General features: G+C 36.0%; 14 protein-coding genes. 11 read left to right on the top strand and 3 right to left on the bottom strand.

The window, feature by feature from the left end:
* Nucleotides 1-206: 206 nt before the first annotated feature.
* Nucleotides 207-2,150, top strand: coding sequence for a KUP/HAK/KT family potassium transporter (locus ACFPVY_RS05450; protein ID WP_379790925.1), 1,944 nt, complete (start codon nucleotides 207-209; stop codon nucleotides 2,148-2,150).
* A gap of 69 nt (nucleotides 2,151-2,219) precedes the next feature.
* Here ACFPVY_RS05450 and ACFPVY_RS05445 read toward each other — a convergent pair whose 3' ends face one another.
* Complete coding sequence (locus ACFPVY_RS05445) at nucleotides 2,220-3,086, bottom strand: bestrophin family protein (protein WP_379790923.1); 867 nt, start codon at nucleotides 3,084-3,086, stop codon at nucleotides 2,220-2,222.
* A gap of 90 nt (nucleotides 3,087-3,176) precedes the next feature.
* Nucleotides 3,177-5,279: an ATP-dependent DNA helicase RecG gene (gene recG / locus ACFPVY_RS05440; protein ID WP_379790921.1), complete on the bottom strand. Its 2,103-nt coding sequence runs from the start codon at nucleotides 5,277-5,279 to the stop codon at nucleotides 3,177-3,179.
* 238 nt (nucleotides 5,280-5,517) lie between these two features.
* Between recG and ACFPVY_RS05435 the strand changes: the two genes are divergently transcribed.
* The 5 genes from ACFPVY_RS05435 (at nucleotide 5,518) to ACFPVY_RS05415 (ending at nucleotide 11,047) form a co-directional block, all read left to right on the top strand.
* Nucleotides 5,518-6,423, top strand: coding sequence for an NmrA family NAD(P)-binding protein (locus tag ACFPVY_RS05435; protein WP_379790919.1), 906 nt, complete (start codon nucleotides 5,518-5,520; stop codon nucleotides 6,421-6,423).
* Nucleotides 6,424-6,436: 13 nt separating this feature from the next.
* Entirely contained in the window at nucleotides 6,437-7,357 is a 921-nt protein-coding gene (locus tag ACFPVY_RS05430; RefSeq protein WP_379790917.1) for a helix-turn-helix domain-containing protein, read from the top strand.
* Between the two features lie 163 nt (nucleotides 7,358-7,520).
* A complete protein-coding gene (locus tag ACFPVY_RS05425) occupies nucleotides 7,521-8,066 on the top strand; it encodes a DUF1697 domain-containing protein (RefSeq protein ID WP_379790915.1) in 546 nt (181 codons plus the stop codon).
* A 68-nt stretch (nucleotides 8,067-8,134) separates the two neighbouring features.
* A complete protein-coding gene (locus ACFPVY_RS05420; RefSeq protein ID WP_379790913.1) occupies nucleotides 8,135-10,144 on the top strand; it encodes a M1 family metallopeptidase in 2,010 nt (669 codons plus the stop codon).
* A gap of 6 nt (nucleotides 10,145-10,150) precedes the next feature.
* On the top strand, nucleotides 10,151-11,047 hold the full coding sequence (locus ACFPVY_RS05415) for a patatin-like phospholipase family protein (protein ID WP_379790911.1): 897 nt from the start codon (nucleotides 10,151-10,153) through the stop codon (nucleotides 11,045-11,047).
* A 35-nt stretch (nucleotides 11,048-11,082) separates the two neighbouring features.
* Here ACFPVY_RS05415 and ACFPVY_RS05410 read toward each other — a convergent pair whose 3' ends face one another.
* The gene (locus tag ACFPVY_RS05410; RefSeq protein ID WP_379790909.1) at nucleotides 11,083-11,604 is read right to left on the bottom strand and encodes a DUF7935 family protein; all 522 of its coding nucleotides are present in this window, start codon (nucleotides 11,602-11,604) and stop codon (nucleotides 11,083-11,085) included.
* Nucleotides 11,605-11,941: 337 nt separating this feature from the next.
* Between ACFPVY_RS05410 and ACFPVY_RS05405 the strand changes: the two genes are divergently transcribed.
* From ACFPVY_RS05405 to ACFPVY_RS05385, 5 genes are all read left to right on the top strand, one after another.
* Nucleotides 11,942-13,468 (top strand): SulP family inorganic anion transporter, encoded by a 1,527-nt coding sequence (locus tag ACFPVY_RS05405; protein ID WP_379790907.1) that lies wholly within the window; start codon nucleotides 11,942-11,944, stop codon nucleotides 13,466-13,468.
* A gap of 94 nt (nucleotides 13,469-13,562) precedes the next feature.
* Nucleotides 13,563-14,099: a pyridoxamine 5'-phosphate oxidase family protein gene (locus ACFPVY_RS05400; RefSeq protein ID WP_379790905.1), complete on the top strand. Its 537-nt coding sequence runs from the start codon at nucleotides 13,563-13,565 to the stop codon at nucleotides 14,097-14,099.
* A gap of 189 nt (nucleotides 14,100-14,288) precedes the next feature.
* Complete coding sequence (locus tag ACFPVY_RS05395; protein ID WP_379790903.1) at nucleotides 14,289-14,708, top strand: IS1/IS1595 family N-terminal zinc-binding domain-containing protein; 420 nt, start codon at nucleotides 14,289-14,291, stop codon at nucleotides 14,706-14,708.
* Nucleotides 14,709-14,812: 104 nt separating this feature from the next.
* A complete protein-coding gene (locus ACFPVY_RS05390) occupies nucleotides 14,813-16,198 on the top strand; it encodes a porin (RefSeq protein ID WP_379790901.1) in 1,386 nt (461 codons plus the stop codon).
* Between the two features lie 24 nt (nucleotides 16,199-16,222).
* Nucleotides 16,223-17,773, top strand: coding sequence for an MFS transporter (locus ACFPVY_RS05385; protein ID WP_379790899.1), 1,551 nt, complete (start codon nucleotides 16,223-16,225; stop codon nucleotides 17,771-17,773).
* Nucleotides 17,774-17,778 lie beyond the last annotated feature (5 nt).

Raw genomic sequence — 17,778 nt, 5'->3', positions numbered from 1 at the left:
TAACTAACCCCGATGTCACAAAATATCCTTTTGTGCTGGTGTTCAGCACGAAAGATATTTGCGAACAGCGGGAAAATGGTTTAAAAAAGTGCACTGTTGTTTGGTTTCTTAAAATTAAGTTAATGAGATTTGAAATAATACTTGCCTGATTTTTATTTGGATAACTTATAATTCGTAATTTTGTTCTCTTTTAAAATAAACTTTCCGTGGGAAAACACATTCACAAACTATCCGCCGCAGGCCTTTTAGTTACTTTAGGAATTATTTTTGGAGATATTGGAACGTCACCATTGTACGTTTTGAAAGCCATCGTTGGTAGCGAAGCCATTGATTCTACTGATATTATTGGAGCAGTTTCAGCAATTTTTTGGACGCTGACGTTGCAAACCACAGTAAAATATGTGATTATCACGCTTCGTGCTGATAATAATGGTGAAGGTGGGATTTTTTCTCTTTATACATTGATAAGGAAGACCAAGGTGAAATGGTTGCTTTTCCCCGCGATTATTGGCGGGAGCACGCTTTTAGCGGATGGAATTATCACGCCTCCGGTGACGGTTTCTTCAGCAATTGAAGGACTTCGCGTAATGAATCCAAATATTCCAACGATTCCAATTGTTATTGCGATTATTACAGTTCTGTTTGGATTGCAACAGTTTGGAACTAAGCTTATTGGAAAGTTTTTTGGACCTGTAATGTTTTTGTGGTTTTCAATGTTGGGAATTTTAGGATTTATGCAATTGAAAACAAATTTGGGCGTATTTGCAGCTTTGAATCCTTATCACGCCTATGAACTTTTAATGAATCACAAGGAAGGATTTTTAATTCTTGGAGCCGTATTTTTATGTACGACAGGAGCGGAAGCCTTATATTCTGACCTTGGACACTGCGGAAAATCAAATATTAGAGTGAGCTGGATTTTTGTAAAATCAATGCTTTTGCTGAATTATTTTGGGCAAGGAGCGTGGTTGATTTCTCATGAAGGACAGACTTTAAAATCAATAAATGTTATCAATCCGTTTTATGCAATTATGCCAGATTGGTTTTTGCCTTTCGGAATTGGATTGGCGACTTTGGCAGCGGTTGTTGCCAGCCAGGCGATGATTTCAGGTTCGTTTACCTTAATAAATGAAGCGATTCGATTGAATTTTTGGCCAAAAGTAAAAATAAAATATCCAACCGAATTAAGAGGACAATTATACATTCCTTCTTTAAACTGGATGCTTTGGGGCGGTTGCGTTTTAGTTGTTTTGTATTTCAGAGAATCTTCAGAAATGGAGGCAGCCTATGGTTTGGCAATAGTTATGACGATGTTAATGACAACTTCGTTATTGAATTTCTACTTGATTTTAAAACGTTACAACAAGTTTTTCATTGTAATTTTCATTACAACTTTCACAATTATCGAAGTGGCATTTTTGATTGCCAACTTGCACAAATTTTGGGATGGAGGTTATATCACGTTGTTGATTGCAATGCTTTTAATGATGACGATGTTCACGTGGTACTTTGCCCGAAAAATCAGAAACCGTTATTTGGTTTTTGTAAAATTATCGGATTATTTGCCGGTTTTGGAAGATTTGAGCCACGATGAAAGTGTTCCGAAATATGCTACAAACTTGGTTTATTTGACAAGCGCTGACCACAGAACTGAAATTGAATCAAAAATCATGTATTCAATTTTGAATAAACAGCCAAAACGTGCCGATATTTACTGGTTTGTGCACGTTCACGTTGTCGATGAGCCGTACACGATGGAATATCGCGTGAACGAATTTATCCACGATGATGTAATTAGAATCGACTTTAGATTAGGTTTTAGGGTTGCCCCAAGAATCAGCTTGATGTTCAAAAAAGTGGTGGAAGATATGGTAAAAAACAAGGAAGTTGACATCACAAGCCGTTATGATTCTTTGAACAAAAACAATATAATTGGCGACTTTAGATTTATTCTAATTGAGAAATTTATATCTTACGATAACGATTTGCCTTTCTACGAAAAATGGATTTTAGACTCCTATAATATCTTGAAAAAGATGGGATTATCCGAAGAAAAGGCCTTTGGTCTGGATTCAAGTTCTGTTACGATAGAATCTTTTCCATTGCTGATTACAGCGCCAAAAGAAATTAATTTGACGAGAGTAGATTAATAAAATACAGAAAATAAAAAAGGTCGGAATCAATTCAGTTCCGACCTTTTTGTTTGTATCAATTTGTATTTAATAAATCAGTTCTTCTACGTTTTTCTTGATGTTTTCTGAGATTTTCTGCGTAGGCAAATCATTCGGGTCGTTGCCAAATGGGTCTTCGATTTCTTCAGCAATCAGCTCCAAACTCGCCAAAACATAAAAGATAAAAACTACAACCGGAACTACATAATACCCCAATTGGAACACATATCCAAAAGGCAAACTCAAGACATACGTAAAGATAAATTTCTTGATAAAAGCACTGTAAGAGTAGGGAATAGGCGTGTTTTTGATTCGTTCACAAGCACCGCAAATATCTGTAAATGACTGAATTTCTGCGTTCAAGACAATTAATTGGTCGCCCGAAATTTTCTTCTCTAAATACAATTCGTTGATTTTCTGCATCATCGTTTTGGCAATCTGATTCGGCTTGTGTTTGTAGTGGTCTTGCGATAAAACTTTGTCATCAAAAAGCTCGTGGCTTATGTCTTCCATTTTTAAATGTAAGTTCAAAACCGAAGCATACGCCGGAATCATTTTCTTAAAAAAGTCTTTATCTTCTTTTTCCCTCAGCATTACCGCCATTTTGATAGCAAGATTTCGGCTGTTATTTACCAAACCTCCCCACATTTTTCGGCCTTCCCACCAGCGGTCGTAAGCAGTATTTGTTCGGAAAACCAATAGCAAGGAAATCACGAAGCCTAGCATGCTGTGCATTATCGTGATATTTTTAACGTGGCTTCCATCGGAGAGTTTCCAATATTCGAGTTCAAGATAAGCGACTCCAGCAGAATAAAGCCCGATGCCAATCATCACAGGAAAAAGCTTTCGAAACGTGTCTCCCTTGTGGAAATTAAAAATAAAAGAAAACCATTCTTTCGGATTGTATGAAATCATTATTTTATGGGTTTTGGGTTATAGGTTTATCGTTTAAGGGCTCAAAATGTGTTCAAAGATTTCTTGAACGCAAATCCCTGAATCCTTCACCTAACTAATATAATTCCAAATATTTTGTTTTTTAGACATTTGAATAAAAATATTTCTTAAATTCAAGTGTTCTGGTTTAGTCATTGAAGCGTCATCTTTCAGCAATTTAACGGCGTGATGACGGGCCAATTGCAGAATATCTTTGTCTTTCACAATATCTGCGATTTGCAAATTCAATACACCGCTTTGTTGCGTTCCCATCAAATCGCCAGGACCGCGAAGTTTCAAATCGACTTCGGCTATTTCAAAACCGTCATTGGTTCTGGTCATCGTTTCCATTCGAATTTTGCTGTCGTTGCTGAGTTTATGGCTCGTCATTAAAATACAATAACTCTGTTCAGCGCCGCGACCCACACGACCTCTAAGCTGATGCAATTGCGATAATCCAAAACGTTCGGCGCTTTCAATAATCATCACGCTGGCATTTGGCACGTTCACTCCAACTTCAATAACGGTTGTCGCCACCATAATATTGGTTTTTCCCTGCGAAAATCGTTGCATTTCTGAATCTTTTTCGGCCGGTTTCATCTTTCCGTGAACGATGCTGACACTGTATTTTGGCAATGGAAAATCGCGAGAAATACTTTCATAACCATCCATCAAATCTTTATAATCCATCTTTTCAGATACGTCAATCAGAGGATAAACGATATAAATCTGCCGTCCTTTTTCGATTTCATCCCTGATAAATTTCCAGACTTTTAGACGATTTCCGTCATATCGATGCACGGTTTGAATCGGTTTTCTGCCAGGAGGCAATTCGTCAATTACAGAAATGTCTAAATCTCCATATAAACTCATCGCCAATGTTCTAGGAATAGGTGTTGCCGTCATTACCAAAACGTGTGGCGGAATTTCGTTTTTCTTCCAAAGTTTTGACCTTTGTTCCACGCCAAAACGATGCTGTTCGTCAATAATCGCCAATCCTAAATTATGAAATTTTACTTTGTCCTCCAACAAAGCATGAGTTCCAATAATAATGTGTAAACTTCCGTTTTCAAGCTCTTCGTGGATGATTCTTCTATCTGAAGTTTTAGTTGAACCTGTAAGTATCTTTATATTAATATTCAAAGGTTTAGCTAATTCTGTTAAACCAATAAAATGCTGGTTGGCAAGAATTTCAGTTGGTGCCATCAAGCACGCTTGAAATCCATTATCTAAAGCCAAAAGCATACTCATTAAAGCCACAATTGTTTTTCCAGAACCAACATCGCCTTGTAAAAGACGATTCATTTGTGCTGGATTTCCCATATCATTTCTAATTTCCTTCAACACTCTTTTTTGCGCATTGGTCAAATCAAACGGAAGATGATTATTGTAAAATTCATTAAAATATTCTCCGACTTTTTCAAAAGGATGTCCTTTGATTTTATGTTTTCGGATAAGATTTTTGGTGATTAATTGGAGCTGAATAAAAAACAATTCCTCAAATTTTAATCGGAATTGTGCTCTTGCCAATAAATCTGGACTTTTTGGGAAGTGAATATTAAATAAAGCCACATTCTTTGGAATCAATTTTAATTCGTCTAAAATATAAGTGGGCAAAGTTTCAGAAAACAGCGCGTGTGTTTCCAAAAAAAGCTGTTGCATCATTTTGTTCACAACTCGATTGGAAATGCCTCTTTGGCCTAATTTTTCGGTCGAAGGATAAACGGGTTGCATCGCCGAACGCAGATTTTGCTCGTGCTCCGCCAGCAATTCCATTTCGGGATGCGCCATGTTAAACTGATTATTGAATGCAGTACATTTTCCAAAAATCACATAAACGGTATTTAATTTCAGATTTTCACGAACCCATTTTTGACCTTGAAACCAAACCAATTCCATTTCGCCAGTTTCATCTGCAAAAGTCGCTACAAGCCGTTTCCCTTTCTTTTGCTCCACAGTTTTAATGTGAATTATTCTTCCAACTATTTGAACTTCGGCATTGGTATTTTGAAGTTCGTTGATTTTGTAGTAGCGTGTTCGGTCAATGTATCTATTTGGAAATAAATTAATTAAGTCGCCATATTTGTGAATACCTAATTCCTTTCGAAGCAATTCGCCACGAGCCGGACCAACGCCTTTTAAATATTCGATAGGAGTTTCAAGAAGGTTAGACATTGACGATTGACTGATTTGGCTTAATGTTTTTTAAATCTAAAATTGTCAAGCGAAGATAGATTTTTATTGGGAATCTAGAAAATACAAACCTTGTAAATCAAGGAGATTTAAAAGAAAAAACACAAATTATTTCTCAAAACAAAAGATCATATTTTACTTTTGACTACAAAAAAAGGCGTTTTGGCTTTATCATTTTTCAAATTAGTAATGAACTTTGTCATATAAAAAATTATAGAAAATGAAAATTGTATTAACAGGTTCTTTAGGAAATATCGGAAAGCCACTAACAATTGAATTAGTGCAAAATGGAAATTCAGTAACGGTGATTAGCAGTAATCCCGAGAGGGCATCTGAAATTGAAATGTTGGGAGCCATTCCTGCAATTGGAAAAATGCAAGATGTTGATTTTTTGACAACGACTTTTAAAGACGCCGACATCGTTTTTCTAATGGAAACTATGGAAGCTGTGGGAGATATATTTGATAAAAATGTAGATTTTATTGATGCTATCTCAAAAATCGGCGAAAATTATAAACAAGCTGTCGAAGATTCTGGAGTAATGCGTGTAATTCATTTGAGTAGTATTGGCGCGAATTTAGAAAATGGAAATGGAATATTACTTTTTCACCATAAAGTTGAAGAAATTTTAAAACAATTATCAGATGCTGTCTCCATCACTTTTATTCGTCCTGTGGGATTTTATACAAATCTTTTTTCTCTTATAAATACCATAAAAAATAAGGGGAAAATTATCTCAAATTATGGTGGCGATAAAAAAGAACCTTGGGTTTCTCCGTTAGATATTGCTTCTGTAATCGCTGCAGAAATGCAGAATTTTTCTGACGTAAGAAAGATTCGATATGTGGCGAGCGATGAGATTTCGCCCAATGAAATTGCATCAACTTTGGGAAAAGCTATTGGAAAACCAGATTTGAAATGGACAATAATTTCTGATGAAGAATTGCGAAATCAGTGGCTTTCAATTGGCATTAATCCACAAGTTGCCAATGGTTTTATAGAAATGCAGGCAAGTCAGGGAAATGGTTTGTTGTATGCTGATTATTATAAAAATAAGCCAGTTTTGGGCAAAATTAAACTTGCAGATTTTGCTGTTGATTTTGCAACCGCTTTTAACAAAGAATAAGTAACTTAGTTCTATGTCAACTACAAAAAATCATCGCATAAAAACGATAACCGAATTTCATCAACTCAGAGGTTTGCCGAGTCCGGAACATCCTCTGATTAGTGTCATCGATTATTCAAAAATTAAGCATTCTGCTGATACAAATTCGATAAATTGGATGCTTGATTTCTATTTAATATCGCTTAAAAGAAATTTGAGCGCTAAGTTTAATTACGGTCAACAGCAATATGATTTTGACGAAGGTGCGATGTTTTTTATTGCTCCAAATCAGGTTTTTAGAATTGAAGTAGATCACAATCCCACACCAAAAAGATCAGGATGGATGTTGTTAATTCATCCCGATTTTCTTTGGAAAACGCCTTTAGCAAAGACAATTAAGAACTACGAATATTTTGATTATTCGGTAAATGAAGCATTATTTCTTTCTGAAAAAGAAGAGACAATCGTGAACGGAATTGTTCAAAATATTCGACAAGAATACCACTCAAATATTGATAAATTCAGCCAAAACATAATTATTCCTCAAATTGAAACTTTGCTTAATTATGCCGAACGTTTTTACCAACGTCAATTTATCACCCGAAAAATTGCAAATCATCAAATTCTTGAAAAATTAGAAAAATTATTACATGATTATTTTGACTCTGAATCATTGACTGAAAAAGGTTTACCTACGGTTAAGTATATTTCTGACAACCTAAATATTACGCCAAGTTACCTTCGCGGATTATTAAAATCATTGACGGGGCAAAGTACGCAACAGCATATTCATGATAAAATGATTGATAAAGCAAAAGAGAAATTATCTACTACAAATCTGTCTGTGAGTCAAATTGCATTTGAATTGGGCTTTGAACATCCACAGTCATTCAGCAAACTTTTTAAGAACAAAACAAACGTTTCGCCTTTAGAATTTAGACAATCATTTAATTGAAAATTGCAAAGACATTTAAAAGCAATGAACACCAAAAGCAAATTGTGTTCTATAAGCCGAAGCTCAAACTTCGGCTTTTTTTCTTTAATTTAGCTTCTTTTAAAAAGCAGAATTCCTTAAATCGGTAATAATTAATAATTACTCAAAATTCAAAACAAATTAAATGACAACTCATCTCGCATTGCTTCGTGGCATCAATGTTTCCGGCCATAATATGATTAAAATGGAAGCTTTGAAAACAACTTTAGAAGCAATTGGCTTTCAAAATGTGCAAACTTACATTCAATCTGGGAACGTTTTTGTAGATTCTGACGACGAAAATGCTTCGGCGGTTGGTTTTAAAATCAAGCAAGAAATCTTCAAAATCTTTGGTCACGAAGTGCCGATTGTGGTTATAGACAAAGAAGATTTGGCCATTTGTTTCAAGAATAATCCATATTTGAAGGAAAAAGATATTGATACCAAAAAATTATACGTTGCGTTTGTTTCCACAACTTTAAAAACAGACAACATTAACGACTTGAAAATAAGCCAATTTAAGCCAGACGAAGCGAGCATTGACGGAAATAAAATTTATATCAAATATGCTGTTGGAGCAGGAAAAACGCGCTTTGACCAAAAATATATTGAGAAAAAATTAAACGTAACGGCAACCATCAGAAACTGGAATACGGTGACGCAATTATTGAAAATTTACGAAGAAAAATAACTATGAAATTGACCAAAATCCTATTTCTTCTTTGTCCCTTTTTTGCTTTTTCCCAACAATTTAAAAAAGTGGACTTTAAAACTTTGAACGCAAATCTTTCGTTACACGCGGGCGATAGAAAAATATCAGGAACCGTAAATTATACTTTTGATGTAATGTCAAGCATCGACACCATTCGGATTGATGCTAAAAACATGAATTTTTCTGATGTAAAAATCAACAACAAATCGGTTGAATTTAAAAAATCGGCTACAGAATTAAAATTGTTCAAAGGTTATAAAAAAGGAAAAAACACGCTCAGTTTTGAATATGAAGCGACTCCAAAACAGACTTTGTATTTCATCGGCGAAGGCCACGGTTTGGAAATTTGGACACAAGGTCAAGGAAAATATACCAGCCATTGGTTGCCAAGTTTTGATGATGTTAACGAAAAATTGGTTTTTGGATTGAGCATTTCGTATTTAAAAGATTTTACGGTTTTGTCTAACGGAATCTTGAAAAACAACGAAGATATAAATCAAGTAGAAAAGCGCTGGGATTACCAAATGGAGAAGCCGATGAGTTCCTATTTAGTGATGCTCGCCATCGGGAAATACGAGAAACAAACAAATGTTTCAAAATCTGGAAACAATTTAGAGATGTATTTGTCCAGAAGTGATGCTTCAAAATTTGAATACACTTACAAGAATACCAAGCAAATTTTTGACTTTTTAGAAACCGAAATAGGAGTGAAGTACCCGTGGGAAATTTACCGCCAAGTTGCCGTTAAAGATTTTTTATACGGCGGAATGGAAAATACAACTTCCACGATTTTTTCGCGAGATTATGTGGTGGACGAAATTGGTTTTAACGACCGAACGTACATCAATGTCAACTCGCACGAGCTTGCACATCAATGGTTTGGCGATTTAATTACAGCCGAATCTGGGAAACATCATTGGCTTCAGGAAGGTTTTGCGACTTACTACGCATTATTGGCCGAAAAAGAATTATTTGGCGAAGACCATTTCAATTGGGAAATGTATGAAATCGCGGAACGACTGCAACAGGCATCGAAAAAAGACACCATTCCGTTGCTGAACGAAAAGGCAAGTTCATTGACGTTTTATCAAAAAGGAGCTTGGGCTTTGCACGTTTTGAGAGAAAATGTTGGCGCTAAAAATTTCAATAAAGCAGTTAAGAATTATTTGGAAAAATACAGTTTTAAAAATGTAAATACCGATGATTTTCTAAAGGAAATCAATAAAGTTTCAAAATATGATACCGAGAAATATAAAGCTATTTGGCTAGAAAAATCGGGGTTTGAAGTAAAAGAAGCTTTGGGAATTTTGCAGAAAAATAAATTTATTACTCATTATTTAGAAACATTGGCTTTGGCCGAAATGCCGTTTGAAAACAAAAAGCAAAAATTCGAAGATATTCTGAATTCCAACGATTATTATCCGGTGAAAGAAGAAGTTTTGTTCCAAATTCAAGCTGTGGATTTTGCAGAGAAAAAAGCGCTAATTGAATTGGCGATGAAATCTTCGGATGTAAAAGTGAGGCAAGCAGTAGCAAAGACTTTGAACAAATTTCCAGAAGAATTTCTGCCTCAATTTGAGACTTTTTTAGATGATAAATCTTATGTCACCAATGAAATTGCACTAAATGTTTTATGGTCGCAATTCCCGAAAGACAGAATAAAATATCTTGACAAATCGAGAAATTGGGAAGGAATGAACGATAAAAATCTTCGCATTTTGTGGCTCACAATGGCTTTAGCAACAAAAGAATTTGAGCCTGAAAATAAAGTGAAATTCTATGACGAATTGCTAGATTACACGTCAATAAATTATGAAAGTGTGGTTCGTCAAAATGCAATTACGAATTTGCTTTACGTCAATCCGGGCGACACAAATGTGTTGAGAACGTTGGTAAATCCGTTGACGCATCACAAATGGCAGTTTTCAAAATTTGCACGTGACAAAATACGCGAATTGATTAAAAAGGATACTTTCCGTTTGTTCTTTTCAGAACTGCTTCCGGAATTGGCAGACAATGAAAAAGTGATTTTAAACCGACTTCTGTCTGAAAATTAAATAGTTATGCGAGCATTAGTCATTTCGGGAGGCGGAAGTAAAGGAGCATTTGCAGGCGGAGTTGCCCAATATTTAATCCAAGAAAAAAACATCAATTATGATTTATATCTGGGTTCTTCAACCGGAAGTTTATTGATTCCGCATTTGGCTTTGAACCAAGAAGACAAGATTTTTAAGTTGTACACAAATGTGGACATGGAGAAAATTTTCAGCGTCAACCCGTTTATTGTCAAGCACAAAAAAAATCAGGAAGTCATTACCATCAATCACTTTAACGTGGCGATGCAGTTTATGAAAGGCAAGCGGACGTTTGGCGAAAGCAAAAGCCTAAAATATTACATTCGCAATAATTTCTCTGAAGACGAATTTTTGACATTGAAAAAATCCTCGAAAGATATTATTGTTACCGTCACGAATATTACCAAAAATTGTGTCGAATACAAATCAATTTTAGAATGTACTTACGATGATTTTTGCGACTGGATTTGGATTTCCTGCAATTACATTCCGTTTATGAGTTTGGTCACTAAAAACAATTGCGAATACGCCGACGGAGGAATTTCAAACGTCGTTCCCATCCAAGAAGCCATTCATCGTGGCGCCACAGAAATTGACGTAATTGTCTTGGAAACCGAGCACAATACCGCCGAAAAAGTCATAGGAAAAAACCCGTTTTCCCTCACAATTGATTTATTTGGAACCATAATTGACCAAGTCGAGAAGAAAGATATCATCATTGGCAGATTGGCCGCCGCGAGTAATAATGTGAAACTGAATTTTTACTACACGCCCACAAAACTGACCGACAATCCGCTGGTTTTCAATAAAAAATTAATGCTCGATTGGTGGACGCAAGGCTTTGAATATGCAAAAAATAAAAGCGAAGGCATGAGCCAGATTTAATAATAAAAGCCCTGAATTTCAGGGCTTTTTAACTTTTACCAAAGTTCTCCAACTTCGTTTTTTACATACGCCAAAGCGTTATTGCTCGGCGATTGTTTTTCCAATAATTCGTTCAAAACAGCCTCGCGAAGTTTGTTTGCATTTTCAACTTCAGAACTTAACGCCGCTTTTCTAACCATCTGAATTGTAGCGTTTTTCGCCGTCGTGATAATTGTCCAGCACTCATCAGAAATATAAATTTGTTGCGTCATATTGTGCTCATATTCCTGCTCAATGTGCGCAATTACCAGATTTTGATAATCAATTTTATCACTCGAATTCGGAGAAATTCTAATCAAAAGATTGGCCGGATTTATTCTCTCTAAAAATAAAGCCATTCGCTCATACGCCTGCAAACGCAAAGGCAAAGCACTTTTTTGAGCCTCTTTTTGAATCAAATAACGGCGTCTTCCTTCCTCATTTTTCGTGTGCAAGCTAAAAAAATAATACGCCACACCGCCAGTAATAATTGCCGGCAACGTATAACTCAAAAGCTCAATTATTTTAGTCGTTTCCATAGTTTTTCAATTTTTTAAGAACACAAAAATAAGCAATACATTTAAATTTCAATTTTTTATTTGAAGCGATTCTTCAGGAATATTTTAAACCATTTTCCCGCCGGAGCGACTCACTTTTCACGGCTTTGTTCAGCCGTGAAAGAGTTCAAACAATCGCACCATCGGGGCTATGATAAAAACTTTAGGCCTTCTTTTTACTCCCGACCCATCGGGACCGGCCAATCGGTATCGATACAATTTGTCAAAAAATATTTAAAGGTAAAATACTGAAATTCAATGAACTATAATTCACTAAACAACTTGTTTTTTCAAGACTATAAAACTAATTTTGAGCCATATGAAAAACACGTTTTCCCTCTTTGACTTTACCCAAAAAATAAACTATAAAACAGAAATCCTTGCTGGTTTGACCGTTGCAATGACCATGATTCCAGAATCGCTTTCTTTTGCAATTCTAGCTGGATTTCCGCCATTGGTAGGATTATACGGTGCATTTATTATGGGCTTTATCACCGCCATTCTCGGCGGAAGACCAGGATTAATTTCTGGCGGAGCAGGAGCAACAGTCATCGTTTTAATAGCCTTGATGAAATCTCACGGACTCGAATATGTTTTTGGAGCCATTGCTTTAGCAGGAGTTTTGCAAATTCTGGTCGGTATTTTTAAACTCGGGAAATTTATCAGATTGGTGCCTCAACCAGTAATGTTTGGCTTTGTAAACGGGTTGGCGATCGTCATATTTATGTCGCAATTGGAACAATTTAAAACGGTTGTGAACGGCGAAGTTTCTTGGTTAACCGGAACTCCTTTATTAATAATGAGTGGCTTGGTTGCCTTGACCATTGCAATTGTGCTGGTGTTTCCAAAAATCACAAAAGCAATTCCGTCTTCTTTGGTAGCTATTTTAATTGTCTTTGGAATTGTGATTGGTTTTGGAATTGAAACCAAACAAGTTTCAGATATTGCCTCCATCAGTGGCGGTTTTCCTCCGTTTCATATTCCAAATATTAATTTTACGATAGAAACTTTACAAATTATATTTCCTTATGCGTTGATTATGGCGGGCGTTGGACTAACTGAAGGCTTGCTGACGCTAAATTTGGTCGATGAAATTACGGCCACAAAAGGAAATTCCAACCGCGAGTGTATCGCACAAGGAACGGCAAATATTGCCAACGGATTTTTCTTTGGGATGGGTGGATGTCCAATGATTGCACAGACTTTAGTCAATCTTTCTGCGGGTTCGCGCGCAAGACTTTCTGGAATAATCGCTTCGGTAACCATCTTGATTATTATTTTAGTTGGAGCGCCGGTAATTGAGCAATTGCCTCTCGCCGCGCTGACCGGAGTTATGATTGTGGTGGCCATCGGGACTTTTGAATGGGCAAGTTTAAAAACCTTCCGAAGAATGCCAAAATCAGATGTTTTTGTGATGGTTGTTGTAATGCTGATTACTGTTTTCCTTCATAATTTGGCTTTAGCTGTGCTGATTGGTGTGATTATTTCAGCGTTGGTTTTCGCTTGGGACAATGCCAAAAGAATTCGTGCAAAAAAATATATCGACGAAGAAGGAACGAAACACTATGAAATTTATGGCCCGTTATTTTTTGGTTCAATTACCTCTTTTATGGAGAAATTTGAAATTGCAAATGATCCAGAAAAAGTGATAATTGATTTTAAAGAAAGTCGGGTGGCGGATATGTCGGCGATTGAAGCTTTAAATAATTTGACTCAAAAATATTATAAATTAGGAAAGACAGTTCACTTAAAACATCTTAGTCCTGATTGTATTTTGTCGCTGAAAAATGCGTCTGCGATTATTGAAGTAAATATTCTGGAAGATCCAAATTATATCGTCGAATAAGTTTTTATTGATATCTGACAAGAAATATTCAAAATCTTGTAACAGATTTTGTTTAAGCATAATGTAATTTTAAGTAAACAAAAAAATAAACATTATGGACAGTATCAATCAAAATCAACCGGAAGATAATTTCAAAAATTTAATCGGAAAAGAAGCAATCGACAAAATAAAAGAATTGGCTGAAAAAGCGGGTTCTTGCTTTTTTTGTACCGATATTAAAACAGGAAAACCGTTTGACACAAGACCAATGGCTCCAGAAAAAATTGACGACCAAGGAAATTTTTGGTTCTTGAGTTCGTCAGATAGCCATAAAAATGAAGAATTGGAACAAGATTCTTCCGTTCAATTATTATTTCAAGGTTCTTCATACAGCGATTATTTGTCGATTTATGGCAAAGCCGTAATTTCAAAAGATAAAGCAAAAATCAAGGAACTTTGGGATCCAATGATGAAAACTTGGTTCACGGAAGGCGAAGATGATCCAAGGATCACAGTAATTCAAGTAATTCCATCAGAAGGATATTATTGGGATACAAAACACGGAATGGCAGTTGCTACCGTAAAAAGAATTTTCGGAGCCATAAAAGGTGAAACTTATGATGATTCAATTGAAGGAAATATCAAGCCATAAATTTTGATTAAAATTAAAAAGCGTTTTGTTTTGAATTAAATCCTGATTTCTGGCAAAACGTTTTTTTATTAAATAAACGCTAATCTTTTTTCTATTAATTTACATACTACAAAAAAATAACCGCTTTTTTTTACACTTTTGATTTATATATAATTGCTAATTTAGTATATTTATGCAAAATTTATATATATGGAGATTTTAGCGTGTCCAAAATGCCAAGGAAACGGAATTGTAAAAAGTGGTGTCATCAAAGACAGGCAAAGGTATTTGTGCAAAAAATGCAACTATTATTTTACTGTAAACAAAATAGGCAAAAAGATCGATAATTATTATGTAACCAAAGCTTTGCAACTGTACTTGGAAGGCTTGAGTTTTCGTGAAATTGAAAGAATTATCGGGGTTTCGCACGTGACTGTCAGCAATTGGATCAAGGAGTTTAAAATAAAAAAACCTTCGCATGCTGATTATCATCCAACTTATAAGATTTACAACCATTTAGAGCTTATTGAATATCTTAAAAACAAGGAACAATTGTCTGGCGCAGGTATGATTATTACCGAGCTTGGCGATAAGTTTATGCTTATAAAATGGGAGCGTTTTAAAGATTAACTATATCACTTTACAATTATATATATCAATATTTTTTTCATCGTTTGATTTTTTCAATTTGGTACTGCAAATAACAAGTACTAACCGAATTAACAAACTAAATTATGAAAAGAATTTCTTTGATTGCAGCTGTTTTGTTTTCCTCTTTTTCGGGATATTCTCAAGGTTCTCCAGATTATGGAAGTGGCTTGAAATTCAATTTGAAAGAAGATGGCTCAAAATACCTTAGGGTTTTGGCTTGGAACCAAATCTGGTTTCGCTCTTCAGACATGAACCCGGGAACGGTAATCAATGGCGAAGAAGCTTCTTCAAGCACCGACATCGGTAACAGAAGACTCAGAATCCTTTTACATGCACAACTTTCCCCTCGTTATATGATTGTGACTCACTTTGGGATTAACAATCAGACTTTTACAAACGGTGGCGCGGCAGGAACTACAGGAACTGGAGGTTATGGCCAAGGTAAAAAACCAGGATTATTTTTTCACGATGCCTGGAATGAATATGCAGTCGTAGTACCCCAAGCTGACAAAAAATTCAGTCTTTCTTTAGGTGGCGGTTTGCACTATTATATGGGACTTTCTCGTATGACAATGTCTTCTACATTAAATTATTTGGCGATTGACGCTCCGATTTTTAACTGGCCGTTGATTGAAAATTCAGATCAATTTGCACGTCAAGGAGGCTTATTTGCCAAAGGAAAATATGGAAAATTTGAATACCGTTTAAGTTACAATAAACCTTTTGCAACAAATTTAGCGCCTGTTGATGCTCCAACATCAGATTTGGCTGTGGCCGTTGACAATAGCGGTAATACAAAATGGTCAAAAGCGGGGTATTTTGAATACCAATTCTTAGACATTGAGTCAAATTTACTTCCTTACAAAGTGGGTTCTTACCTTGGAACCAAAAAAGTTTTTAATCTCGGTGTAGGTTTTTACAACGCTCCAGATGCGACGCGAACTTCGGTTGCAGGAAATATTGACAAGCACGATATCACATTGCTTTCTGCGGATACTTTCTTAGATATGCCAATCGGGAAACCAGAAAAAAAGATGGCAATTACTGCTTATTCTGTTTTTTACAACTATGATTTTGGTCCAAATTATTTGAGAAATCTTGGAATTATGAATGTTGGAACTGCGGCTCCGGCCGAGGATTTCACCGGGCAAAGAGCTTTGGCAGGAGCTGGAAATTTACAACCAATGATGGGAACCGGAAATATCTGGTATACGCAAGCTGGAGTTTTATTGCCAACTTCTCAAGAAAAACCAAAAGTGAGAATCCAACCTTATGGAGCTTACACCTATAAAAACTTTGAAGCTTTAGAAAAATCTAGCAGTCAATTTGACATCGGAGCCAACTTTTTCCTTGACGGTCATCATGCAAAAATCACCACGCAATATTCCACAAGACCTGTTTATTTGACGCCAGACAAAGTGGAATCATTGAAAGGAGAATTTACCGTTCAATTGCAAATTTATTTATAAAACCCACCCTAAAAACTATATTATATGAGTACAACAGCAAGTGTAAAAAGCACAAAAGGCATCTGGAAAGTCATCACGGCTTCCTCACTCGGAACCTTAATCGAGTGGTATGACTTCTATATTTTTGGAAGTTTGGCAGTCGTTATTTCTACTAAATTTTTTCCTTCGGATAATCCAACAGCAGCGTTCTTATCAACATTGGCAACATTCGCAGCAGGTTTCGTAGTTCGTCCGTTTGGAGCATTATTTTTCGGAAGATTAGGAGATTTAATCGGAAGAAAATACACCTTTATGGTTACGCTTTTGTTGATGGGAGGCGCCACTTTCTTGATCGGCTGCGTTCCTGCGTATGAAACCATCGGATTTATGGCACCGCTTTTAGTATTGATTTTGAGATTATTACAAGGTTTGGCCTTAGGTGGAGAATATGGCGGCGCTGCAACTTATGTGGCAGAACACGCGCCAATGGGCGAACGCGGTTATTGGACGTCTTGGATTCAGACTACAGCAACATTTGGTTTGTTCATTTCATTGATGGTAATTTTGGCAACAAGAGCCGCTTTAACGCCTGAACAATTTGACGAATGGGGTTGGAGAGTACCATTTTGGGTTTCCATCTTGATGGTTTTTGTATCGTATATCATCCGTAAAAAAATGGACGAATCTCCAGTATTTGCAAAAGCGAAAGCCGAAGGAAAAACAAGTACAAATCCTTTAAAAGAAAGTTTTGGAAACAGATATAACTTAAAATTTGTTTTGTTAGCTTTATTTGGAGCTGCAATGGGACAAGGTGTTGTTTGGTACACAGGACAATTTTATGCGATGAGTTTCTTGAAAACGGTGATGTATGTAGATTCTTCTCAAGCCGACGGATTATTAGGTTTGGCCTTATTATTCGGAACTCCGTTTTTCTTATTCTTCGGATGGTTGAGCGACAAAATCGGAAGAAAAGCAATTATGATGGCGGGTATGCTTTTAGCAATTTTATTGTACCGACCAATTTATAAAGCGATGTATGAAACTACAGATGTAAGTTTAAAAACAGAAATTGTTGACAAAGCAAAAGTGGTTGCCATTACTAAAGAAAACAGCCACCAACAATTAGATTCAATCTACACTTCAACAAAAGAATTCGCTGACGGAACAAAATGGCAACAAGTGAAAACATTGCATCTTGCTGACGGAAAACCAATTTTAGACGAAAAAGGTGTAGCGAAATCAGATACAAAAACCACAGTTACAATCACCGATTCTGATAGATGGAGCTTGATTTTCTGGGTTTTCATCCAAGTGATTTTTGTAACGATGGTTTATGGTCCGATTGCGGCGTTCTTGGTAGAAATGTTCCCGGTAAAAATTAGATATACGTCAATGTCCTTGCCATATCACATCGGAAATGGTATCTTCGGAGGACTGCTTCCAGCGATTTCTACTTTCTTTGTAACCAATGCAAAAGAAACCGGCGATCCGCAATTTTACCTCGAAGGTTTATGGTATCCGATCGTGATTGCAGCAATTAGTTTCTGCATTGGAATGGTATATTTAAAACGTAAAAATAATATTGAAAACGAATAAAAAAT

The organism is Flavobacterium qiangtangense (genome assembly GCF_042658345.1).
Classification (GTDB): Bacteria; Bacteroidota; Bacteroidia; order Flavobacteriales; family Flavobacteriaceae; genus Flavobacterium; species Flavobacterium qiangtangense.
The sequence above is the reverse complement of the archived record's forward strand: the minus strand, read 5'-3'. Positions and strand labels throughout refer to the sequence as shown.